Origin of the sequence: Sporofaciens musculi, assembly GCF_009830285.1 — a bacterium.
Taxonomy (GTDB): Bacteria; Bacillota; Clostridia; order Lachnospirales; family Lachnospiraceae; genus Sporofaciens; species Sporofaciens musculi.
This window is the reverse complement of record NZ_WUQX01000001.1, coordinates 174,287-197,750: the sequence shown is the minus strand read 5'-3', so window position 1 is coordinate 197,750 and position 23,464 is coordinate 174,287. Positions and strand designations below refer to the sequence as shown.

General features: G+C 49.2%; 17 protein-coding genes and 1 pseudogene. 1 reads left to right on the top strand and 17 read right to left on the bottom strand.

From position 1 onward, the window contains the following. The first annotated feature begins 127 nt into the window (after nt 1-127). Nucleotides 128-1,567 (top strand): DDE-type integrase/transposase/recombinase, encoded by a 1,440-nt coding sequence (locus tag GN277_RS31965; protein WP_159748950.1) that lies wholly within the window; start codon nt 128-130, stop codon nt 1,565-1,567. Between the two features lie 40 nt (nt 1,568-1,607). Here the strand turns inward: GN277_RS31965 and GN277_RS00970 are convergent, their stop codons facing one another. The 17 genes and pseudogenes from GN277_RS00970 to GN277_RS00885 all read right to left on the bottom strand — a co-directional run bounded on the left by GN277_RS00970 (nt 1,608) and on the right by GN277_RS00885 (nt 23,287). Continuing rightward, nucleotides 1,608-1,769, bottom strand: coding sequence for a hypothetical protein (locus GN277_RS00970; protein ID WP_159748948.1), 162 nt, complete (start codon nt 1,767-1,769; stop codon nt 1,608-1,610). Nucleotides 1,770-1,847: 78 nt separating this feature from the next. After that, complete coding sequence (locus GN277_RS29690; RefSeq protein ID WP_456300582.1) at nt 1,848-7,769, bottom strand: Eco57I restriction-modification methylase domain-containing protein; 5,922 nt, start codon at nt 7,767-7,769, stop codon at nt 1,848-1,850. An 86-nt stretch (nt 7,770-7,855) separates the two neighbouring features. Then, a complete protein-coding gene (locus GN277_RS00950; protein WP_159749074.1) occupies nt 7,856-9,985 on the bottom strand; it encodes a DNA topoisomerase 3 in 2,130 nt (709 codons plus the stop codon). After that, complete coding sequence (locus tag GN277_RS00945; protein WP_159749072.1) at nt 9,985-10,737, bottom strand: CD1107 family mobile element protein; 753 nt, start codon at nt 10,735-10,737, stop codon at nt 9,985-9,987. The genes GN277_RS00950 and GN277_RS00945 overlap by 1 nt, the downstream gene beginning before the upstream one ends. Continuing rightward, the gene (locus GN277_RS00940) at nt 10,734-11,132 is read right to left on the bottom strand and encodes a DUF4315 family protein (protein ID WP_159749070.1); all 399 of its coding nucleotides are present in this window, start codon (nt 11,130-11,132) and stop codon (nt 10,734-10,736) included. Before GN277_RS00940 ends, GN277_RS00945 begins: the two co-directional genes overlap by 4 nt. After that, complete coding sequence (locus GN277_RS00935; protein WP_244324541.1) at nt 11,125-11,832, bottom strand: DNA-methyltransferase; 708 nt, start codon at nt 11,830-11,832, stop codon at nt 11,125-11,127. Before GN277_RS00935 ends, GN277_RS00940 begins: the two co-directional genes overlap by 8 nt. Before the next feature lie 117 nt (nt 11,833-11,949). Continuing rightward, entirely contained in the window at nt 11,950-14,541 is a 2,592-nt protein-coding gene (locus GN277_RS00930; protein WP_159756245.1) for a CD1108 family mobile element protein, read from the bottom strand. 74 nt (nt 14,542-14,615) lie between these two features. Further along, nucleotides 14,616-15,407, bottom strand: a complete 792-nt coding sequence (locus GN277_RS00925) for a class B sortase (protein WP_159749066.1) — start codon at nt 15,405-15,407, stop codon at nt 14,616-14,618. Further along, nucleotides 15,404-16,312 (bottom strand): DNA (cytosine-5-)-methyltransferase, encoded by a 909-nt coding sequence (dcm, locus tag GN277_RS00920; RefSeq protein ID WP_159756242.1) that lies wholly within the window; start codon nt 16,310-16,312, stop codon nt 15,404-15,406. Before dcm ends, GN277_RS00925 begins: the two co-directional genes overlap by 4 nt. Beyond that, entirely contained in the window at nt 16,309-19,068 is a 2,760-nt protein-coding gene (locus GN277_RS00915; protein ID WP_159749064.1) for a VirB4-like conjugal transfer ATPase, CD1110 family, read from the bottom strand. The genes dcm and GN277_RS00915 overlap by 4 nt, the downstream gene beginning before the upstream one ends. After that, nucleotides 19,046-19,426 (bottom strand): PrgI family protein, encoded by a 381-nt coding sequence (locus tag GN277_RS00910; RefSeq protein ID WP_159749062.1) that lies wholly within the window; start codon nt 19,424-19,426, stop codon nt 19,046-19,048. The genes GN277_RS00915 and GN277_RS00910 overlap by 23 nt, the downstream gene beginning before the upstream one ends. Nucleotides 19,427-19,433: 7 nt before the next feature. Further along, nucleotides 19,434-19,709: a hypothetical protein gene (locus tag GN277_RS31350; protein WP_330587022.1), complete on the bottom strand. Its 276-nt coding sequence runs from the start codon at nt 19,707-19,709 to the stop codon at nt 19,434-19,436. 18 nt (nt 19,710-19,727) lie between these two features. Next, complete coding sequence (locus GN277_RS31345; RefSeq protein WP_330587021.1) at nt 19,728-20,327, bottom strand: hypothetical protein; 600 nt, start codon at nt 20,325-20,327, stop codon at nt 19,728-19,730. Nucleotides 20,328-20,346: 19 nt separating this feature from the next. Next, entirely contained in the window at nt 20,347-21,219 is an 873-nt protein-coding gene (locus tag GN277_RS00900; RefSeq protein ID WP_159749060.1) for a VirB6/TrbL-like conjugal transfer protein, CD1112 family, read from the bottom strand. A 21-nt stretch (nt 21,220-21,240) separates the two neighbouring features. Continuing rightward, nucleotides 21,241-21,324 (bottom strand): annotated as a pseudogene (locus tag GN277_RS00895) (Maff2 family mobile element protein); the annotation flags it as partial. Nucleotides 21,325-21,418: 94 nt separating this feature from the next. Then, on the bottom strand, nt 21,419-23,083 hold the full coding sequence (locus tag GN277_RS00890) for a recombinase family protein (protein WP_022743059.1): 1,665 nt from the start codon (nt 23,081-23,083) through the stop codon (nt 21,419-21,421). Between the two features lie 6 nt (nt 23,084-23,089). Continuing rightward, complete coding sequence (locus tag GN277_RS00885; protein WP_016223833.1) at nt 23,090-23,287, bottom strand: hypothetical protein; 198 nt, start codon at nt 23,285-23,287, stop codon at nt 23,090-23,092. Between the last annotated feature and the right edge of the window lie 177 nt (nt 23,288-23,464).

Here is a 23,464-nt window from a genome sequence, read left to right as displayed (position 1 = left end):
TTTCTTAAAAACCTCATGTTTTCAGGGAATTTTTAGCTTTTTACAACTAAAAAAGCAATGATCCCCTATTTTCGTGTATAATGTAAGCACCACACTCAACAAAATACGAAAGGTAAATCATTGCTTTATGGATAACATTATACTATATTTACTTAAAATCATTCAAGAACAATATCAGCAAATTTGCTGGCTCATTCTTTTTATTTGCAGATACATTCCTCTTAAGCAGTGGGCTCACGATGAACTCCACAGCCCTAAATACCAAAAGTTCCTCACGGATAAACTTCCTGTCATCAAACCATTCATCAAACAGGACTGGCAACTCTGGAACGGATACTACCTCCTCCGCTATGGCAAAGCCGTAAAACCTGTCAAACCCCAGAAAGGCAAACCCCGTAACGTTCCGACTGATACCGCCTGCCCTCTCTGCGGCGCCCCTCATGACTATATCTATGACAACTCTGGCGGCCGCGGACAGTTTAAGTGCAAGATCTGCGGGCAAACCTTTGTCAACGGTGAAAAAGTAACATCCCCGTTCAAACTACAGTGCCCTTATTGCGGGCATGCCCTAAAGCCTGTCAAAGACCGGAAACATTTCCGTATCCATAAGTGTGTCAACGACAGCTGTCCTTACTACCGGCGGAATCTCACAAAGCTTCCTAAAGGGCTTCCGCAATCCGAATACTGGAAATATAAACTACGTTATCTTTACCGCGAGTTTTCTGTAAACTTTTTTGATATGGAACTAAACCAGCTCCCAAAGTGGGCAACCTCCTTCAGATATAAGAAAAACAACGCCTATATCATGGGGCTGTGCCTTACCTACCGGGTAAACTTAAAACTCTCTCTCCGGCAGACCGTACAGGCCCTTAAAGAAATCCATGGTATTGACATTTCACATACCATGGTCAACAATTATGCCAAAACAGCCGCTGTCATCATCCGTCCCTTTGTAGATTCCTATGACTACAATCCTTCCAACGAACTTGCTGCTGATGAAACCTACATCAAAATCAAAGGTATAAAAGCATATGTCTGGCTCATCATGGACAAAGTAACTCGCTCCATCCTCGGCTATCAGGTCTCAACTTCAAGAGATGTCGGCCCCTGTATTCTTACCATGCGCATGGCATTTGATAAATTTAAGGAATTCCCTGACAGAACCCTGAAATTCATTGCTGACGGATACAGCGCGTATCCGCTTGCCGCCCAGCAGTTCAAGATTGAAAAAGGCTGGGACGTATTCATCACGCAGGTGATCGGCCTTACCAATGACGACGAAGTATCCAAAAAATTCCGGCCATTCAAACAGGTGATCGAACGCTTGAACCGTACATTCAGGGAATCTTATCGTGTCACCTGCGGTTACGGTACGGATGGCGGTGCAATACACAGCGTTTCTCTCTGGGTCGCTTACTATAACTTCCTGCGTCCTCATGAGAAATCCGGCGGCAGGGAACCGCTGAATAAAGTGGAACTGCTGGAAGGCGCTGGGAATATGCCCGGCAAATGGCAACTCCTGATCTATCTGGGCCAACAGGAACTCTTAAAGCAGCAACAGGGCTAAGCCCACATCTGTTCTTAGATTCCGAGCCAGAGGTAATTACCTAGCCATCCCGAAGGGACCTGCCCTTGATGGCACGCCAAAACAATGCTACAATGCTGTGAATCAGACGGAGAAACTGGTATCTGTTCTTGAGTTCTTCGCCGTCGGTAAGACGTTCAGAGCATTGTTTTGGTGTGCCGTCAAGGGTGGCGGACACTGCCAAAATCTATCGTATCTACAATTATCAAAGTTCTAATGGAGCCTATTTTTTTGACTCCAGTTTTTCATAGGCTACTTTACACTACCGGTCTGTCAGCGGATTTTTAAAAATTACCCCCGCCAGTTCCTCTGTGACTTCGGATTCTGTCTTGTCGGATAATTCTGCCATAAACGGCACGTCCACCCTTGCCCGCTCCCCGATGGAAACGGCCAGGGCTTCACTGGCAGTATCCACGCTTGTCACCGGCACCGCTTTACGGATAGTACGTTTCGTAAAAATATCTGCCTTCCGCTTTAGCTTCCCTTCCTCGTCCACCAGTTCCAAAGACGCTAACAGGCAATAGCTGCTGTCCTGGGAGAAGGCCCTCCGGTTGGCATTGCTGCTGATCAGGCCGTATTGTGCGGTAAACCGATCATAATGCGTGTTTAATTCTTTCTGCAGCATGGCAACTTCCGCATCACTGCCATCCTCCATCTGGCACTGCAAAAGTGCCTGCGTCAGATTGCGCAGTTCAATCATCCCAAGCACACGCTCTGTTGTTAAAGCGGGCAGCTCCATTAAATTCATAACAGAATTTTCCCGGTAATATACTTTCCCGTCCACGTTTGCAAAGCTGAAATTCTTGATGGATGGGTCTGCCGGGATAGATGTTACGGTTTCCTCTAATTCGGAATCTTCCAACTCCAGCTCCGTAATCGTCCCCCGGATATGCTTCACCGCTTCCTTCAACTGCTCCGCAAGGACAGCGCCCTCTATCGGTTTCACCGTAGTTTCCTGTTTTCCGTACTGTGTGCTTTCTTTGGTAAATTCTCCAAGCACCATTTCCGGGTGTTCCACAAAGTAGGAATTGACCGTATGCCCATCTGATGTCGTGCCAAGTTCCACCCACCCCGGCTGCTCCAGGGACGCCCGGTCTCGTTTCTGGAAGAATAAAATATCCGCAACAACACCCGTTCCGGCATTCCTCTGGAACGCATTGTTGGGGAGGCGGACTGCCCCAAGCAGGTCTGCGCGGTTGGCTATATACTGGCGAACGGATGCACTCTGCTTATCCATCGTGCCGCTTGACGTCACCACCGCCACCACGCCGCCCGGACGCACCAGATCCAGTGACTTTGCGATAAAATAGTCATGTATCATAAAGTTGTGGCGGTCATACCTGCGGTCTGCCACCTTATAAGCGCCGAACGGCACGTTGCCGACCACACAGTCAAAGAAGCTGTCCGGGTATGCGGCGGTTTCAAAGCCCTGCACGGAGATATTATTTTTCTGGTAAAGCTGCTTTGCAATCTTCCCGGAAATGCTGTCAATCTCCACGCCGTACATATTCAGCCCGTCCATAGTCTCCGGCACTAATCCCATGAAATTCCCAATCCCGCAGGACGGCTCCAATACGTTGCCCTTCTGTAATCCCATGTTCCCCAATGCTTCATACATTGCCTTGATGACCGTAGGGGAAGTGTAGAACGCATTTAATGTGGACGCCCTTGCCTCCCGGTATTCGTCCGGCGTCAGCGCCGCTTTCAGCTCCGCATACTCCGCCGCCCACGCTTCATTCTTATCGTCAAACGCTGCCGGGATGCCGCCCCATCCGACAAAATGTGATAAGGTTTCCTGTTCTTCCGGCGTGGCAAGTCGGCTTTCCTGTTCCAGCGTTTTCAGGAGAAGGATTGCGTCCATGTTGGCACGGAACTTCTGCTTCGGGCCGCCTGCGCCTAAGTCATCGTCGGTGATATGGAAATTTATTTTTTCCCTGCGTTCCAGTTCCGGTGACAGTTCTCCCCTTCCAGCCTGCCGGGTACTGCCGTTTCCGATCTCTCCGGCTCCATCTATCCCATCTACGGCAACAGGCTCTAAAGGTAATCTGCGGTCTTTGCGGATGTGGTTGATCTCTTCGGGATTCATTACATGGTTTGTCAGGGGATTGATCTCATTCCCAAACGCTGCCTGCTCATTAGCAGCCATCCGCTCCATCACGTCAGCAATCAACTGCATCTGCTCTGGCGGGAACTCCGGGTTCAGCATCGGTACAAGATTTAAGCCCTTCTCCGCTGCTTCATAAATCACATCCACCTGCTCCGGCGAAAAATCATCCAAATATACGTCCGCTTCCTCCATTGCAAGGAACAGCCTGTTTTCAATCAGATCGTATTCCTCATCATCCGGTTCCTCCTGCAATTCTTCCGGATCAGAAAACGCTACGCCCGTCTGTGGCAGCTCCGCTTCTTCCGCCTGCTTTTCCTGCTGTATAAAAGGGATAAATTCCCCCACATACTCAAACAGCTCATGCTCCCCTGGAAGATAATTCTTCCCCGTTTCCACGCACCGGAAAACATCTGCGGTTTTGTCTGTGCTTGCTTCATAAAAGCTGCTGTGCGAATACAGATGCTCCCCATCTTCATAATCAGATATGCCAAGTTCGTTATGCGACCCGGTATTCCGGATAATGTCCTGTGTGTTGAAGTTTTCCTGCAGTTTCCCAACGGCTTCAAAATGAAATCCCCCATATTCAAATATGCCTGGTTTTCTTTGCATAAGATCCGGTTCTGCGGATTTTGTGGAATCTACGGTTTCTGCTCCTGCCGCCGTTTCCGCTTCCCGCAAATTTTCCTTTGCTTCTTCTGGAAATGCCGCAATCTCCTGTAACTCTGCGTCCACCTCCATGCCCCTTGCCCACTCCGGTGCTTCCGGGTCATTTTCATGCAGGGCAATGGCGTCCCGGCTGTCTACAAGGTAATCCTGGTATGTCCTCTGGAAAATATCCTCTGCCATCCAGTCCCGGAAGTCATCCCAGTTCTCATAGGCTTCTGCCATAACGGGGGCGTTTTCCCTGTTACGCACCATTAAATTGTCCAGTTCTTCCTGGACAATATCATACGCCATATCTTCATCTACGTCCCTGGAACGGATGACATCATAGGCTGCGCTGCTTTTAATGGCGGCAAGGGCAGTATACAGACATTCTTTGTAAATAGCCCGGCTGTCCCTCCCTAATGCATTTCCGCCAATCAGCAGATGCCGGTTCAGTTCCGGGCAGACATCTAACCTCCCATCATATAAATCAAGAAATATTATGCTTTCTTTATGGTCTGGATGTTCCATATCTTTTACCGATATGTGCTGATTCTTGATTTCTGTAATGCGGTGTAACTTATCCGTATCCAGATATATAAAGTTCCCCACTGCGTAAGTGTACTTCCTGGTTTCGCCGGAGCCGCTGCTATCTTCTGCTGGTTCCGCACTCTTAATTCCTAGTTCTGCCTTTTTTTGCGGTTCTTTTGTTTCTTCCTGCTTTTCTGGCGTTTTTTCTGGAACCATAAAATCAAAGAGGGATAACTGCCCTCCATTTTCAATCTGTACTTCTTCTCTTTTCCGTTCCGGGAAAATCGTATATGTCCCTTCCACATAACCGTGGAGGTCAGTAAGGATCTGCGCCCGCTTCTCATAATCTTCAAAATCCAACGGCAGTGCGGCAAAGGCAGCGTCCATATCTGCCAAGAGCTGTTCCGCAGTGTTAGGATTTTCCAGTAAAAGCGGCAGTTCCTCCCTTGCCTCTTCATGCAGGAAATTGTCTGTAAACGGCCGCTCAATTTCATCCGGCATATGGTAATAAAAATTGATTACCCTGCCTGCCATCCGCTCCCGCTCATAAACAGGCATCCGGGAATAATCAGATGGTTTCAGGTAAGTGCCGTTTTCAATCAAAGCCGTTACCCGTTTTGCCACTTTTGGCCATTTTAATAAGATTTCCACATCCGGCTTACTATAAGAGCCTCTCGCCAGCTTCAACCCCTTCCCGCTGTAATCCGCATGGGAATGGTCTGCACCGGACAGCGCATGACTTTGGCCGCCTATCCCGTATCTTTCTTTTATAAAGTCTGTTTTTTCCTTGTCCGTCTTATCCTGGATAAAAAACGCATAAGTAGCCAGCCGCCCGTCCGAATATGCGCCGCCTCCCCGCAGAAAAGCGTCAATCTCATCCTCTGTGATAAAAACCGGGTGTTCCTCCCATGCAAATCCGTCCCTCGCCTGATATGGTACGGCTTCCTTTGCAAACTTCTCAAATTTTTCGCACACCCTGTCTGGACGGTAAAAGTGGAACCGCATAATCTCCTTGTCCAAAGAATATGCCTCTGCCAGCCCTGCCAGACGTTCATTCAAGTCCTTTAAAAATTCCGGCTGCGCCAACAATGCCTGCAACCGTTCCACTTTATCCGGGAACCCGCCACGGAATACCTCCACATCTTCAAATACAAGCTCCGCAACGCCATCCGCCATATCCTGATACAGATAGGCGAGTGCGTTTGCGTGTTCATTCAAAGCGTTATCCCTTGCGACGTCCAATACCTCCTGCGGCGCATACTCCCCCTGTTTCAAAAGCTGGTGGATACGCCCGCTCACACCTTCCCAGGATAAAAATGCCTTATCCAGTATCCGGTCTGTCACCGTATGCCCTACGGCAACCTGCATCCCAAGCTCGTCATACCAGACAGAATACTCTGTGCCGCCTATGGTAAGCCCGATGCCGCCTGTGCCATACTCCCTGCGGACAAACTCCGTATATTCCTCCGGCGTCTGGTCTATCATAAAATTATAGATGATCCTAAGCTGGCTCCCGTCCCGGTTGCTGCCGTTCCGTAAAACTTCATCTATCACATCCGCAGGGATCGCAACCTCCCCGGCATACAAAGCCTGCATCCGCCCCTCAATCTCCCGTTTCTGCTGTTCCACGGTCGGTAAATCGGGCAAAGATAAAGCAGAGGCTTGTTTCTCCTCTGCTTCACTCAGATCCTGTTCTGTTGTTTCCTCATTTAGCTGTATACCAATTCCTTCAAGATGCTCTCTTCCGCCATTGCCGTCAGTCCATTCATATGTGCTGCCCACGCCATCTGGTCTTTCTCCTTGTCCGGAGCCGGGTATTTCTCCAGTAACCCTTTCATCAGGGTTTCCATCCTCTCCGTCGCTGCCTGCTCGATCTCCATCAAGTGCCTGTCCAGTTTCCCCGACAGCATCATACTCTGATACCATCCCTTCCGGTTCTCCTTCAGGAACGTCCGGCGCAGCATCCCGTACTTCCCGATGGCCACTTTCGGTTCCTCTATCGTCAGGTTCGGGAACAGGTAATCCCCTTTGCGGTGGTAAGTCAGTTCCATTCTCATTTCCTCCTTCTCTGTTTTCACTTTCATGCTTTAAAGCGCTAAATTCATTATAACCGATGTCCTCTTTATTTGCAACCGATTTCTGTAATTCTTCTATAAGGATTTTCCGCACTGTCCGTCCAATGTCCACAAGGACAGGCTCCACAAGCTGGCTTGTGGCATTCCCAAGGAAGGTAAGCACAGGCAGCGCATTGTAATCAGTAATTGCCGAAAAATCTTCTTCCTCCAAATATTCCATCGGGTCAAGGCCGCAGCGGACAGCCAGCGTATAAAAGGCGCTGTTCATCAGGAGCCGCCGAAACTCCACACGGATCGTGTCCCCGTCCAGCCCCTCTAAGAATGTCCCCTCCGTTTCATATAGAAGACCGTCCATCGCTTCCTCTAAGTTTTCTTCCGTCAACTGGCGGGAAATTTCGGATAAAGCAAACGGCAGGTCTGCGCTGTCCACTTCTGACAGCCCGTAAGTGTCCGCCAGATGGCCAAGGATGTCCTTTTTCTGTGCATCTTCAATCCTCCACAGGTTCGGCGTCCTGCCGCCACGCACCATATGGGTGTCGGAAATATCAAATACATACCGCAGCCTCCGTGTCGGCCCGGTATCGTCGATCAGCGCAATCCCCTTTGCCCCACGGTTCACCCACCGGTTCATCTTCCCATTCCACAGTTCCAACGATGCACAGGCGGTCGCATCCGGGCGCTGCGCATGGATTAAAAGCGTATCCGGGAAGGAATAGCGGTACAGCTTTGCAGCCGTATCCAGATAATTCATCCAGTCCCGCGGGGAACTGGTGACAGCCTTTGCCTCATACTCCGCAAGCCCACGGATTTCATTTAACATTGCCATATAAAACCTCCATATCAAATATCGCCCCTGCACCGGAAAGTTGCCTTATACACAATACTTTTCCAGATACAAGGGCGGTATGTTCTTTATTTTTTATTTCTACCTGTGTTTCTGCCGGATTTCGCATTTCCCTTATTCTTGGGAAATTCCAGGCTGAAATTCGCACGTCCATCCTCTGCCTTCATCAACAGGTCTGCCGCAAAGGTTTTCCCTGTTTTCTGTGAATAGAGATCTTTCACATGGGTACGCCCCTCCGCCAGTAAATCCATTACCATCTTCTTATCCACCAGCTTTTTCATACTGGAAACATAGCGGTTCTCTTTCCATAAGCAGAAAGAACATTCCCGGTTGTTGCAGTAAAAATTCTTCTTCCCCTCATACACAGGATTCCCGCATACCGGGCAGGTTCCAACGCTTTCCCTCTGATGGAAACGGCTCTGTTCCTCCCCGGATATGGCGCTGCACCCTGCAATCATCGTATCAATCAAATCTGTAATCTCCTGTAAGAACTCGCTGCTGTCCATCTTCCCTTTTTCCATCAGAAGCAGCTTATTCTCCCATTCCGCAGTCATGGCGGCAGATTTCAGGTAATCCGGTAGTACCGCAATCAGCTCCTTCCCGTCTGCAGTCGGGAGAATCTGCTTACCGCTCCGCTTGGCATAGCCGGAGGAAACCAGTTTTTCTAAAATAGCTGCCCTAGTTGCAGGTGTTCCAAGCCCCTTCTTCTCGGTATCCTCGTCAAAATCCTGATTCCCGGCACGTTCCATTGCGGCAAGCAGTGTGTCTTCGCTATATGGTTTCGGCGGGGAACTGTAATGCCGATTGTTCCCTGCCCGGACTTCTGCAATCCCCATCCCTTCCTGCAATCCTTCCGGAATGGTTGCCGTATCGTCTGTACTGTTTTTCTCCACCTGCTTCCCTTTCTGCACAGCATTACGGAAGACATCTTCAATCCTTTTAAATCCAGGCTGGACAATAGCCTTTCCTTTTGCAGAAAACTCATGCCCCCCGCACAGCACCGTAACCGCCGTTTCCTCATAAATACATTCTTCGGACACTGCCTGCGCCAGACGCTGCCCGATCAGACGGAAGATATTCCTCTGCCGTTCCGACACTTCTTCAAAATCCTGCTCCAATGCCTCTTTTGTCGGCAGCAATGCGTGGTGGTCTGAAACTTTGCCATTATTAATAATATGCCTGACATTCTTCCCGATAGATTCTTCCTGTAAGAAAGGCAGCAACTCCGGCAACAAATCCAACAATTCTAAAGCTGTCTGCTCCATATCAGCCGTAATGTACTGGCTGTCCGTCCGGGGATAGGTGACTAACTTTGCTTCATACAATTCCTGCAGCTCCCTTAATGTTTCCTGCGCCGTATACCCAAAGAAACGGTTCGCTTCCCTCTGCAGCGTAGTAAGGTCATAGAGCTTCGGCGGCTGGTTCTTCTTCTGTATTTTCTCCACTTTGCGGATAACTGCAGACTTCCCATTGCATTTTTCAGCCAGGGCAATGCCTTCCGCTTCATCCTTAATAGATTCCGATACGGCACGAATCCCATCCCCTTCAACCGCCACTTTATAATAGGCTTCCTTCACAAACCTGTCGATGGCATCCTGCCGCTCCACCAGCATTGCCAGTGTCGGTGTCTGCACACGCCCCACGGTCAGCCGCTTATAATATTTCGTGGTAAATGCCCTAGTTGCATTCATCCCGATCAGCCAGTCCGCTTTTGCCCTGCATACGGAGGCTTCGCAGAGATTTTCATACTCCTTACCGTCTTTCAGGTTGGCAAACCCTTCCCGGATTGCGCTGTCCTCCATAGAACTGATCCACAGCCGCTTGACCGGGATTTTACTGCCCGACAGGTCATAGACACGCTTGAAGATCAGTTCTCCTTCCCGGCCTGCGTCACAGGCATTGACAACGTAATCCAGGTCACTCCGGTTCAGCAGCTTTTTTAAGACGGCAAACTGCTTTTTCTTATCTTTTGCAACGGATAATTCCCACTGTTCCGGCACGATGGGGAGATCGGCAAACTCCCACTTTTCATATTTAGAATCGTAATGCTCCGGGGAAACATATTCTGCAAGATGCCCCAGGCACCAGCTTACAATGCAGTCTTTCCCGAACAGATAGCCGTCCTCCCGCTCCCCGGCGGAAAGAATCCTGGCCAGACTCTGTGATACGCTCGGTTTCTCCGCAATGACCAAAAACATTATTCATCCTCCCCTTCTTCATCAGAATCTTCCTGATCTTCATTGACGTATGCGCCGCCGTCGTAAAATTCCAGATCCTCACCGTCCGCTTCGTCCCCGTCCTGCCTTGGTTTCAGCACTTTAAAATAATAATAACCTCCGATGCCGCCAGCTAAAAGCACGATTACCGCAAGCAGGGCACCCGTATTCATGCCGCCTTTCTTTTCTTCCGGCGCTTCCTCTGTTTCCGTTTCTGTTTCCTCCTGCACAGATGGCTGTTCTGTTTCCGGGATGACTACGGAAGGCTGTTCCTGTTCCGGCTCTTTTTCCGTTTCCCCGATAAACTCTGCCAGGTCATTTTCATCAATCATGGACAGCATATAGACATTCTCCGTATTGTTGGAACGGTCTAATACCATGAAGAAGGTATTGCCGTTTTTGGTCTGGATCGTTAAGAACTGTTTGCTTTCATCATCTGTCTTATCATCCACCAACTGCCCGTTCCCTGGCACAGAGAACGGCGTCCCCTGCACCCTGCCCTGTGATTCTTCCTCTTCTGAATCCTCTGTGTCTGACGGTTCCTCTGTGATTGGCTCATCCTCTGAATCTTCTGTTTCCACGCTGATATTCCCGGTGACGGTTCCTGCATTTGAACTATCACCTTCCGTCTGCTCTGCACCGCCCGTATACGCCAATGCAGGCATGGCCGCAGAGGACAGAATCCCCACGGCCATTGTAACCACCATCAGATATTTTTTGATTTTATCCTTCATCTTAAAAATCCTCCCTTTCCGTTGCCGTATCTTCCGGCAATTCCTGTTCTGCAGATAATCCCCTCTGCTGTTTCCGTCCGGCTCTCTGCCGTTTCCATCATACCCATACCCCCTGCTAATTCTGATAGGTTCTCCGGCTCTGTACTTTCATTACTGTCAGAACCATCCGTCATTTCCAGCTTCTCAGTAAGTATGACTGCCCCATTCTGTATGCCCTCCAAGACAGATAACAATTCCCGGCTTCCAAGCCGCATAGCACGGACACTCTTAATGATCTCTGCATCCTCCAGCATTTCCTTCTGGACATTCAGTTCCCCTAAATGCTCCTGCCATGCGGCAATCTTTTCTTCCGTTTTCTGAATTTCATCCAAGACGCGATGTAGCTTTTTATTCAAAAAATCCCTCCTTTTTCACTGTTTCCAATCGTGGCAGAATAATTTCCCTCACATATGCCGGATTTATCTCTGCCGCAATAAAATCTCTTTTCTTTTTCATGCAGGAAACAATTTCCGTACCTGATCCAGCAAATGGTATCAATACTAAATCCCCCGGAGAACTGCTGGCCAATAAAATTCTTTCAGACAGCTTTTCCGGTTTCTGTGTCGGATGTTTTGTTGCTTCCCGGTAATTCGGCATAATCCTTGGGCATTCCCATACATTCCCACAGGTTTTCCCTTTTGGATTTTTTCTTTTATCTTTCTCACCTCCGGCATGGTAAGGAATACGGATATTATCCTGATTGATTTCATGCAGGGGATTACTGTAAAACCAAAGGAATTCACTTTCATACCGATAAGATGCTTTACCCGGCCGTCCTGTCGAAAAATTCCAGACAATTAGGTTCCGTTTAATCCAATCAAACCGGTCTAAGACAAGAACCGAAAGTTTATCAATTGTCTGGCAGCTTCCCCAACAGTAAAATGCCCCCGTTGGTTTCAATACCCTGTAACATTCTTCTACCCATCCCCTGCACCATTCCAGATATTCAGGGATGGTTTGGAAAACAAAATCAAACTCTCCCTTCATGCGGAAATACGGCGGATCTGCAATAATTAAATCAATACTTGAATCTGAAAGTCTTTTTAATATTTCCATGCAGTCGGTTTCGTATATTTGGTTTCTTTTTATATCCATTCTTCTCCTTTATTTTCTTGTGAAAATGTCTTACTTTATTATCATAATGTCAATCTTTATTCCTACCAGACAGCATCTTTAAGGCAATCTGCCAAATCCGAGCAGATGTTGCTGCCAGTATGCAGAACTTATGTTCGTATATTGGATTGGGTCACCGCAGTGGATCATCATATTGTCGCCTACATAAATCCCTACATGGCTTGCGCCGGATGTCGGGTAGGTGTTTTGGAAAAATATCAAATCACCTGGTTTTGCCTGTGCCGGCGATACATAAGCGCAGCACCCACGTAAGCCTTCTGCCGTCTGCCTTCCCACGTTCCATCCATTTCCACAGTTATTGATTACCCAACTGACAAAGCCAGAACAGTCAAACCCGGTACTCGGTGAAGCCCCGCCCCATACATAAGGACGGCCTAAATATTTTTCTGCCTCATGGATCATCCTTGCGAACTTTTCATCCGACAATGCCTCGGACGGGATTTCATACCCATAACCATCCGAACCAGCACCACCGGGCAGGCTTCCCACGTCAAATAAATAATTCCGGTTGCCGTAAGTCCCGTTGTAAAGGTCATACCGCTTTTCCTCATTTTCATCCATGCGGCTGCGCAGGACGGCATCCAGATTATGGTTTGTAAGCGTCACCTCCAAACGGTTAATCACTTCCATTGTGGTCACTTCCACTTCCTGACTGCCATTATCATCCGCAATAAACGCTTCCCAGGTCTGATGCCCGTGGGCAGACGCAGCGGAATGACTGTCATAATAAACATCAAACTGTACCCCGTACCGGGCAAATGCCCCGGTGTCCTCCACCACATACTCTACGCCGTTCATCACAACCTTCGTCCCCATCGGCACAAAGGGATTGGCGGCATCCACCGCTATCGTATGGTTTGCCGTAGGATATGCGCCGCTGGCAGTCGGCCCGCCTGACCATGCACCGCAACAGATGGAACAGTTACAATACCCGCTCGTTACCACCTGCCCCAGAGATTCCCCGACACGAACGGTTTTTGTCTCCGTCACTGTATCGTCCGCTTCATCCACATACAGGCTGTACTGCTCCCGGAAAATTTCCTCCACTTCGTCTTTTACCTGTTCGTAAGTGAACTCCCCATATTTCGCAGTGAAATAGGAAATCAGATGGTAAGGATTATGGGAAATCTCGTCTACCTGATACCAGTATTCGTCATATCCCGGATGGGTGGATTCCATGTTGTTGATCTGTCTGTCTAAGGCGGCTTCCAATGCCGCATACGCATTTTCCGTATCATAAATATCTTCATCCGTGCTTGGGTAGGTGGAGCCGATGATACTGGAGGACGCCCCCTCAATCATGGCACTGCAGCTTGACAGTCCTGCCGACAGCATCAAAAAAAGCAGCCCTATGACTGCCGCTGCCCCAAATATCCCTTTATTATTTTTTAAGACGAACGCTGCTTTGCTCTTTATCCTTTCAAATACGGGCTGTGTGGCTTTTGCCGCCTCCGCTGTTGTTTTCTCGCCCCGCTTTGCCGCCTGGTAGGATTTTTTAATCCGTTGTTTCTGCCAGAACTTTTTCCAGATTGTTTTCTCTGCCTGCTCTGTTTTTTCTAACTGCTTTCCTATGGATTCTGCCGTTTCCTGTGAAGCTTCAAACTGAAGGCGGCTTTTCACGCCTTCCCCTTCCGGGGATTCCCTCCACCGGGAAAGCTTCCTCTGCACCATCCGGCGGGAGGTACGCATGGCATAGCGTAAAGAATGTTCAGCCATAACCTCTGCCCGGTGTGCGCCCTCTGCCGCTGAATTATCCTGCTCCGCTTCATGCACTTTCCCGTGTGCATAGGCTGACATGGAATGTGACGCCGCAGACGCAGCCTTTTTACCGATCCCCACGCCTGCCCCGTGTACCATGCCGCCTTCATCATCATCGAAAGAAAGTCTGGTGGATTGCTTTTTCTGTTCCTTATGTAGCTGCTCCCGTTTCTGCTTTTTCTTAATGCTTTCACGGGCAGAATCAAAAGATTCTCCCGCATCCCCTGATGTCTCCCGGTATCGGGTATCTTTTTTCCCGGAATCCTTACTGCCATCTTCATCGCCTGCCTGCTGTCCATTTTCTTTTTGGAAATGTGACTGCACCAGCTTTTTCTTCCGGTTGTGGCTTGTTTCCACCACCGCCTCAACATAGTTCCTTCCGCTGGACGGATGCCCTCGGATGCTCCCCATGCGTGAGGAATGTTCCGACAGTCCCCGAACCGAACCTGCCTCCGGGACTTCCGGTTCCACATCCCCGCCGCTGTCCTGCTCCTGCACGGAATGTGTATGGTTTTCTGGTAAAGACGGCAAATGCAATCCAGATAACGGTTCGTTTGCCGCTTCAGGCACAGCATTCCTTGTCTGCGCTTCGTACAGCCGCCGCTTTTTTGCAGACTGCCGTTGCTGCCTGCTTGCCTTTGTGGGATTTTCCCCATCGGGAGAAATATTGTCCCTCTGCCCATGCCTGTTAGCATCTGCCCTTTCTTTTTGGAAATTAATAGAATCAACCGCCTGTCCAGGCAATGTCAGGCTGCCCAGCTCCCTCTGGCTTACCCGGACAGAATCTTTCTTCTGCAGGTTTTCTTCCACCAGACCATCACGGCTCATTTTATTTACAGTTTTATCCCTTGCTTTAAACTCCTGTTCCCGCATATCGCTGTTCCTTTCATTATCCAACTTTGCGACACGATGTCGCAAAGTATCAGGATCTGTCAATCTGTTTCTTATTAGCGGATCTTCTTTGCCATTACCACAACCCTTCCGTTCTTTTGGGAATACTCACAGGTGGATAAGGTCAGCAGCTTATCCCTGAAAACTGCCGAAATTCCTGTATCATAAAACGCACGTTCTTTGACAGCTTTCATATATTCCCGATAATCTGCCGCACCCTCCGCCTTTGTAAACGTATAATAAGGAAAATCACTTCCCGTATATACCGGCGTACAGAATACGGCAAAAATCTGATAGGTTTCACTGCCGTGCAGTGTGTCATAGGAAATCAGCGGGTGTTCCAGATAAAATGCGCTGTCCTTGTACTGATCCAGCGCCGCAAACATCTTTCCGCTGTTCATATGGTGTCCGTAGATAATCAGGTTGTCACTTGTCTCTGGATTGCACAGTTCCGAAAGAAACAGACAGCCGTTTGCTGAATACTCCCCGTAAAAATCCCGGTGGAGATAGTAGTTTTCTTCTGATGGACGGTACATGACCGGATAATCAATCACTGTCCCTTCTATCCGAATCCATCCGATACAGTCTGGATTTTCCCTGTGCAGCGCAAGCAGCCCCGGATGGACAGAAGAAGAAGCTGCCCCATTATCCGTATTCCCGTTACCGTCCTTTTCCTCTGACGTTTCTTCCAGTCCCATATTTTCAGAATCCTCATAGATTTCCTTCAACTGCTCTTTCAATCCATCGTCCTTCCGCTCCTGCATAAGCATATCTGTGAAAAAATATCCACTGATGCTTAACAGAATCATGGAGCAGAGCAATATCATTCCCGCAACCCACCGTTTCATACTCCGCCCTCCCATACGCACCACTGGGCGCATTTCCCTGTTTCTATATCCGCAATATATCTTAAAATTGGATATACCTGTGCGGGAACAACCGCATTCCCTAATGTTTTCAAGCGCTTGCTCCGGTCTTTTACATCGAAGCATAAACGTGGTATTGACGGAGGCTCTATGCCCCAGATACGTTTCCCGTCCACCCTTTCGGGAATCCCATCATCCATTCCACCCATTCCGGGTTGATTCGCATAGCTGCATCCGCTCCTTCCTCCAGAAAGTAAATCACTTCTGACAGTCCCGCCGTCCATTTCCCGCCGTTTTTCCTCAGTCCACGGAAAGCGCCCCTGGGTGTCATTTCCACCCTTGGCACAGCCGCCCTTGTCCCAATGTCTGATGCAAGGGGAGTGGGAAACATCAATCCCCACGATGAAAGTTCGCTTCCGCTCATGCCACGCACCGACGGCGCAAGCAGGAAGTACGAATGTCCAGACGGAATATCCCGCCTTCCCCAAATCAGAGAGCGTCTTGCTGAGCCCCATATTGATGAAGTTAGCAACATTCTCGCCAAGCACGTAATGGGGCCGTAGTTCCTCAATAATGCGGCACATTTCCGGCCAGAGGTAGCGGGCATCCGCAAACCCTTTCCTGGTTCCAATGGATGAAAACGGCTGGCAGGGGAATCCCCCTGAGAGCAACGTAAGTTCCTTTTGTCCTGTCCGGTCATAAAAAGCCTCCTTTGTCAATGTATGTATGTCCCTGAAACGTGGCACGTCCGGCCAGTGCCGTTCCAATACCGCAGTCGGGTAGTCTGCCCATTCGCACTGGCAGACCGTGGTAAAACCTGCGGCTTCAGCGGCAATGTCAATGCCGCCAATGCCTGTAAACAGGCTTAAATGTGTTAATTGCTTTATAAATTATCTCCCCTTTCGCTATTTTGCTCCATCTCAGAAGGTTTCGTTGTCATCAACGCATAGAGGCGCAATGAACGGTCAAATTTGTCTTTAAAAGGAATAATGGTACTCCCATAAAAAATCAACCCCTCACCTTCTCCGCTGTTCGTCACATAGGACAACTGGTGGGGAGAGATATTAAGCTGCTTCGCTAAAATCTGCCTGTCCCCTGCCGCCTGGTTCAGCATATAAATGAAGTCCGAGTTTTCAAAGATATTCTCGATTTCCCGGCTTGACAGCAAATCTTTGATGTTTTGTGTAATGCCTGTCGGGATACCGCCCCATTTCCGAAAACGCTTCCAGATTTCCACCGAATATGCTGCCGTCTGTTCTTCTTTTAAGAGCAGATGAAACTCGTCAATATAGTATCTGGTGGACTTATGTGAAGCACGGTTGACGGTGACACGATTCCACACCTGATCCTGGACAATCAGCATCCCCAGCTTCTTCAACTGTTTCCCCAAATCCTTAATGTCAAAGCAGATGATACGGTTTTCCAATTCCACGTTAGTACGGTGATTGAACACTTTCAGAGAACCGTTTACATAGATTTCAAGCGCCGTCGCAATCCGCTGTGCCTGCACTTCCTTCTGTTCCCGGAGGCACTGGTATAAATCCCCAAGCACCGGCATGTTCTCTGGAACCGGATTATCGAAATATTTCTGGTACACAATCGGCAGGCAGCGGTCAATCACCGATTTTTCCTCCGCTTCGATGCCGTTTCTCGCACCCATAATCAGCTCGCACAAAGATAAGATAAAATCGCTTTTCACCCCTAACGGGTTATCATCGTCTGAATAATCCATGTTGATGTCCATCGGGTTAATATAGTCCCGGCTCGTAGCAGAAATATGAATCACCTGCCCGCCTAACGCATGGACAAGGGGATAATACTCTCCCTCTGGATCTCCAATAATGATGTCGTCCTGCGTGGCAAAGAAAGCGTTGGTAATCTCCCGTTTCGCTGAAAAAGATTTACCAGAACCAGGCGTACCGAGTATCAGGCCGTTCGGGTTTTTCAGCTTCTTCCGGTCTACCATGATCATGTTGTTGCTCAACGCATTTAAGCCGTAATATAACGATTCCCCTGCCATAAATAATTCCTGTGTGGTAAACGGGACGAAAATTGCCGTGGATGTGGTCGTCAGCGCACGTTTAATGGGGACTAAATTCAATCCCAGTGGGACGCTGCTCATCAGTCCCTGCTCCTGCATATAATCCAACCGCCGCAGTGAACAGTTATATTTCTGTGCAATGCCCGCCGTCTGGAATACGGCGTTGTCCAGCTCCTGCTTTGTCTTTGCCGTATTTAAGAACAGCGCTGTTACAAGGAACATCCTCTCATTCCGGGACTGCAAATCTTCCAACAGCCGCTTCGCTTCCCCACCGTAAGTATTGAGGTCAGAGGGGATGATGTCCATATCATACCCGGAACGTACTGCCTTCTTCTGCTCCTCGATCTTCATCCGGTTAATGTCCGTCACCTTGCTTTTCACCAGCTTGATCGCCTTCATCTGGTCTAAGGACTGGATATGGAGGTTTACAATCAGGTTCCTGTCCATATCCAGGAACTCCGCAAGCATCTTGTCCGTCAGCTCCGGGGCAAGTATCTGTAAGTAGGACGCCGCCCCAAGGGTATCCCCCATCTGGAAATCCTTCCCGTTCCTGAATACAAAACTGGTGGGCGCAATGAAATCCTTCGTCCCCATCCCGGTACGCAGCACGTTGTCATAGGAGAATTGAAACGGCGTTTTTTCCTCAGGGTTAAAGGTTTCATACAGTACCTGCAGGCGTTCCTCCCCATTCAAAGGATAGGCAGATACGCCAAGCACCTTGAAATTATTCAAAATGTCCGCTTCAATCCGTTCCAGCTTCGGCTTTGCTTCTCGGATATTGTCCGCTTCAATCCCAAACGTGATATATTTTGTGCGGACAAGCCCGTTGTTGCCCTTCGCAAGCTGGTTTTTCAGCATCTGCGCATACTCCATCCGCACATCATCAAAATCATCGTTCTGCGGCTTGATCTGGATAATAGATTCAAACTCTTTCATGTTGCTGTGATGATTCACGAAAGATAACTGAAAATGAATGGTACTGTCAAAATAATTGAGGAAGTCGCACCAGTTTTCAAAAATAGCGTTCTTGTCCTCATTCTGCGCCAACTGATAATTGATGTCATAGAACCGGATGGTTTTGGAATAATATTTATCCTGCACCCGGCAGATCCCGTCCTTCGCCATCTCCCGGTAGGGGATCGACTGCTGTGCGGAAACCTGTTTCTCTTTTGCTTTTTTCGCCTTTGCCGTATTCCTGCCTTTATGTGTTGCCGCATTTCCCGTAACGGATTTTTGTGCCGCCGATGCCGCATGTGGTTTTTTCTTAGAAACGGCTTTCTTTTTCTCCGCTTTCTGCCTTGCTGCCTCTCTCTTTGCCTCTTTCTCTGCTTCACGGGCGGCTTTCAATTCTGCTTTCCGGTCTGCTTCCTCCTGGATCTTCCTTAGCTTCTCTGCCTCCTTCGCCGCTTTCTCCATCGCCTTTTTCTCACGGCGTGTGAGTTTTCTGTTAATTCCCCTGCTTCCACCCGGCCCGGAATAAGCGATACTGTTCTCAAAATCTATGTAATCATCCTCCGGCTCGTCCAGCCAGTCATCCAGATTGATTGCATCCTCCTTGCCAGTCATCCGGACTGTCTGCCTATTTTCTCTTTTTCTTCCCATGCGTCCCTCCCCCTTTCTTTTGTTTTGTCTCTATTTTTCTTTCCTCCATCTCGTAGATATTTTTTGTTTCATACCTTCGGACTGCCGGCTTTTTCAGCTTCACGTTGATGATATTCAAAAGAACCTTCTCAAGCGGCATCCCGTCCTTCTCATACATGGCGAACAAAAATGCCGGGAGCATGAAAAGCACCATGCCCGTTGCCGCATTGCTCGTCCCGATATAATTTTTCGTGAGGAAATAAAAAGGCAGCCCCACAGCCGCCGCAACCACAAGACAGACAAGCTGCCTCTTTGTAAGGTTCAAGACCACCTTATTCTTAATCTTCGTCAAATCTTTTGGCACGGATACAAATGCCATCTATCAATCACTCCTTCCTGGCAGGCGCATAATCCGCAAAATCCTTTACCGTATAAAATATCCGTTTGTTGTTCACCCACCGCTGAAGCTGGCGGGTAATCTTCGGCGCATTTGGCCGGTCATAGACCATCACATATGGGTCATACCCCATCTCCCGCAATGTGTTTATCCGGTACAGATCCTGCCCATGGCTGCTCCCATAATTGGTAAGCACATATACACGCCGCCTCCGGTTATTTTTTATATTTGTCAGTTCCAGAAAACGCCGGAAATAACCCGTCAAATCTTCGTTTGGATTGTCTCATGCAAAATGAACCGCTTTTGTGCGGACTTTATTCAACAGCGAAACATTGTCCGGGTTGACCAGGCGGATGTCCAGCCCCTGGGAGAAATCCACCCAGGCCCGGCTTTCTGCAAGCTGCTGTATCAACTTTTCATGTTCCGGGCAGGCCAGGAGGTTCGCATCCATCAATTTTATCTCTTTCTGCCCATCCCAAAATTCAGACAAATCAGCAACTTGTACGCTCCTTCTCCCTTCCTTGCCGCTTACAATGCAGAACCCACAGTTCCGTGGGCATCCACGGCTTAAAAAGCCATACGCCGTATCCGGGAACTGCGGATATAAGCCGTAATCCGGATAACTATGCTCCACTGCATCCGGCAGGCATTCCTTCATCCCATAGCCTGTGCCGCCCATGATTACCTTCCCGGCATTCCTGACAGTAACCGTGTCTTTGGAATACGTGTCTGTAAACACCCGGCTTTTGTAAACCACGTCATACCTGCCTTCCGACTCACACCACTCTACGGAATGCCCTTGCGCTTTATGGTAAGCCGACAACTTCATCAGGCACAGGTTCGGCCAGTTATGGGAATCCACGTCTATCAGTCCAATCTTCAAAAAATCCCCCTTCCTGCGTCTAATGCGCATTGAACACTGCCTTGCTCAAGCCGCTTGTTTTCATCAGGCTGAAACAGAGGACTACGGTATATGCCGCCACCCCGAACAGCGCCGAATGCATGTTGTCTGAAATCTGGATGGTTGATACCAGCACCGCATAAATGCCGACGCACACCATCATAAAGAACCCCTGGAACCCAAGCGCCAGAAGCCCTCGGAAATAATTGTTCCCCACCTGCCCCCATTCCCGGTTGGAAAAGGTTGCAAAGGGGATTGGCGCAACCGAAGTGTAAAGGTAGATCTCTATCATACGCCCGTACAGAAGCACCGTGATCACTACGGACATGATCTTCATGCACAGGCTGACCAGCATGGTTTCCAAAGCTAACACCACAAGTTCCCCAATCTCCATTGACTCCATCGTCGTTTCTATCGTTTCTATCATGGAATCTATATTGATGGCAGTCTGTGAGTTGATGGCACCGCCTGCGGCGCTCACCACATGCTGCCCCACGTCAAAGACTGCCATTGTTATGGTAAAGGTATTGCTGACCAGATACACAGCCACCCACATCTTGAAAAAATACTTGAAGAACATCCAGGTATCTATCTCGTGCATACTGTTTTTCTCCGTCAGCATGGAGATCAGCTCATAGCAGAGGACAAACGTGATAATCATGCCTGCAATCGGCACAATCACCGAATTTGAAAGGTTCTGTATCAGGCTGAAAATGCTCCCGTTCCATCCCTGCGGCGTCTGTCCAACCTGAGCGGCAATCTCCCCGGTTTTCTCATTGACATCCGTGAACATTTCCGTCAGGTTGGACGTTACCATCCTGGTCAAAAGCTCTCTCATCCACTCCTCGATTGCTTCAAAAATGCCATCGAACATGAGTGAGTCCCCTTTCCTCCATTAACCGAACAGGTTTCCAAGAAGCGGGATCAACTGTGTGCCGATGAGGACAACCCCGCCTCCGGCCATCAGTTGTGTTATCCCCAATTAGTAGGAACAATACAGCTTTCTGGCGGGCGGCGGCACGTCAAGAAATATATATGGAGTTTTTAAAGAATCCCCCGGAGCAGGGGAGCGGTCAGCCTGTGACCTGCTCCACTTCCGGTATGGGTTTGAGATTAAAATGAATTTCGATAGAAATGTGTCTTGTTTTGTCGCTGTCTATGGTTTCATGGACAACGATTTCTTTAATCAGGCGGTTCAGGATGGAAGCGTCCAGTTCGGTGATGTCCCGGTATTCCTGTATGGATTCCACCCACTGCCTTGCGTCCACGGCAAGCCGGATTTCATTGGCAAGGTGTTTCCTGCCTTTCTCAACTTTAGCCTTTAATTCCGCCTGTTCCTTCTGTGTCTTTTCCAGCAGGAGATTGAAGTTTTCTTCTGTGATTCGTCCGGCTACCATGTCCTCATAGAGCCGCAATACCATCTTTTCCAGCACTTCAATCCGTTCTTCGTCTTTGGCAAGGGTGCGCTCCATCGCTTCCCGCTGGTCTTTCTGCTCGGCCTGGCAGGTGTCGGTCAGCCGTCCGGCCACCGCTTCGCTGTCGGTCAGGGCAGCGGTGGCGCACTCCCGGATTTTGTTCAGCACAAGAGAATAGAGCGTGTCAAATTCAACCCGGTGCTGTGTGCAGTGCTGCTTCCCATAGGCATTGTAGGTCTTACAGGAGAAAATCCGCTTCGGGAACTTCTCATGCGTGGTGCGGATGGTGAGAGCCTTTCCGCACTCCCCACATTTTATCAGCCCTGCAAAGAGGTTGATTTCCCCGGATTTGCCCGGTCGCTGGCGGGATTTCAGTTTTTCCTGCACAATCGCAAAGTCCTTTTTGTCCACCAGCGGCTCATGCGTCCCCTCCACCACAATCCAGTCCTCCGGCTTCTTATCCCGGATAGTGCCGATTTTAAAGCGGTACTCGGTCTTTTGGGAAGCGATTGCGCCGGTGTAGACGGGGTTCATCAGGATTTCCTTAATCACGGAGAAGTCCCAGACGTACCGCCCGTTTTCCGGGTCTTTCTTTTCCCATTTGGTGCGGATGTTCCGGTGTCCCCGCTTCCGGTTCCACCATGTCGGGCAGGGGTGCTTTTCTTCCTCCAGCCTGCGCCGGATGTAGTTGGGGCCGTGGCCGTCCAGCGCATATCCGAAAATCAGCCGGACAACCGGGGCGGTTTCCCCGTCAATGAGAAGGTGGTTCTTGTCCTCCGGGTCTTTCTTGTAGCCAAACGGGGCGATACAGCCGGTGAACTGGCCTTTCTGCGCCTTCAGCACATAGGAAGAATGGACTTTCTTGGAAATATCCTTGCTGTACATCTCATTCAGGATATTTTTAAAGGGCGCAATGTCGTTGTTGTCCCGCATGGTGTCGATACCGTCATTCATGGCGATGTAGCGCACACCGTTTCTTGGGAAGAAGTCCTCGATAAGCTGCCCGGTCTGCAAGTAGTTCCGTCCTAACCTCGATAAATCCTTTGTAATCACAAGGTTTATCTGTTTCCGCTCAATGGCTTTCAACATCCGTTTCAGGTCGGGGCGTTCCATGTTCAGGCCGGTGAAGCCGTCGTCCTGATAGACTGCCGTAACCTCCCATCCCTGCTTCTGGCAGAACTTTTCCAGCATATCCCGCTGGTTCTCGATACTGGCGCTCGTCCCGTCAAGGTCGTCGTCCTTGGACAGCCTGCAATAGATAGCTGCCCGGAAGCTCCCGGCAAGAAGTGTGTCCATCCCTGTATATTCCATTGCGTTCATCATAACCGTTTACCCGCACAATCCAGACGGAACACGGTCACTTGGAACCTCATCTTTATTATACCCTATTTCTTGTGGTTTAGCAAGATATTCTTTATCTGTTTTTCTGCTGTGTTTCTGTGCGATGAGGCTCACGAAAACGTCCGTAGCGTCCAGCTCACCGTCAAATACTGTGGTGACATGAATCTCTGTTTTATTTTTCGCCATAGGCAGTTGTCCTCCATACATGAAAAGGCCAGACAGGGACGGTCGGCAACGAAGTCCGGCAACGGGCTTCAAAAAACCTTGGAACTAATCCTTGTCTGGCGGTTGGGGTATTTTATACTTTTTCTTTTATTTTTCTGTTGCTTTGGTTGTTAAAGGGGAGAAAAGCCCGCAGTTACG

Bases quoted from the DNA above. Each gene is read 5' to 3' on its own strand.
- GN277_RS00885 (WP_016223833.1), bottom strand. From the start codon at position 23,287: ATGGCGAAAAATAAAACAGAGATTCATGTCACCACAGTATTTGACGGT.
- GN277_RS00915 (WP_159749064.1), bottom strand. From the start codon at position 19,068: ATGGGAAGAAAAAGAGAAAATAGGCAGACAGTCCGGATGACTGGCAAG.
- GN277_RS31965 (WP_159748950.1), top strand. From the start codon at position 128: ATGGATAACATTATACTATATTTACTTAAAATCATTCAAGAACAATAT.
- GN277_RS00945 (WP_159749072.1), bottom strand. From the start codon at position 10,737: ATGAAGGATAAAATCAAAAAATATCTGATGGTGGTTACAATGGCCGTG.
- GN277_RS00950 (WP_159749074.1), bottom strand. From the start codon at position 9,985: ATGTTTTTGGTCATTGCGGAGAAACCGAGCGTATCACAGAGTCTGGCC.
- GN277_RS00930 (WP_159756245.1), bottom strand. From the start codon at position 14,541: ATGCGGGAACAGGAGTTTAAAGCAAGGGATAAAACTGTAAATAAAATG.
- GN277_RS00910 (WP_159749062.1), bottom strand. From the start codon at position 19,426: ATGGCATTTGTATCCGTGCCAAAAGATTTGACGAAGATTAAGAATAAG.
- GN277_RS00925 (WP_159749066.1), bottom strand. From the start codon at position 15,407: ATGAAACGGTGGGTTGCGGGAATGATATTGCTCTGCTCCATGATTCTG.
- GN277_RS29690 (WP_456300582.1), bottom strand. From the start codon at position 7,769: ATGGCAATGTTAAATGAAATCCGTGGGCTTGCGGAGTATGAGGCAAAG.
- GN277_RS00900 (WP_159749060.1), bottom strand. From the start codon at position 21,219: ATGTTCGATGGCATTTTTGAAGCAATCGAGGAGTGGATGAGAGAGCTT.
- GN277_RS00935 (WP_244324541.1), bottom strand. From the start codon at position 11,832: ATGGAAATATTAAAAAGACTTTCAGATTCAAGTATTGATTTAATTATT.
- GN277_RS00890 (WP_022743059.1), bottom strand. From the start codon at position 23,083: ATGATGAACGCAATGGAATATACAGGGATGGACACACTTCTTGCCGGG.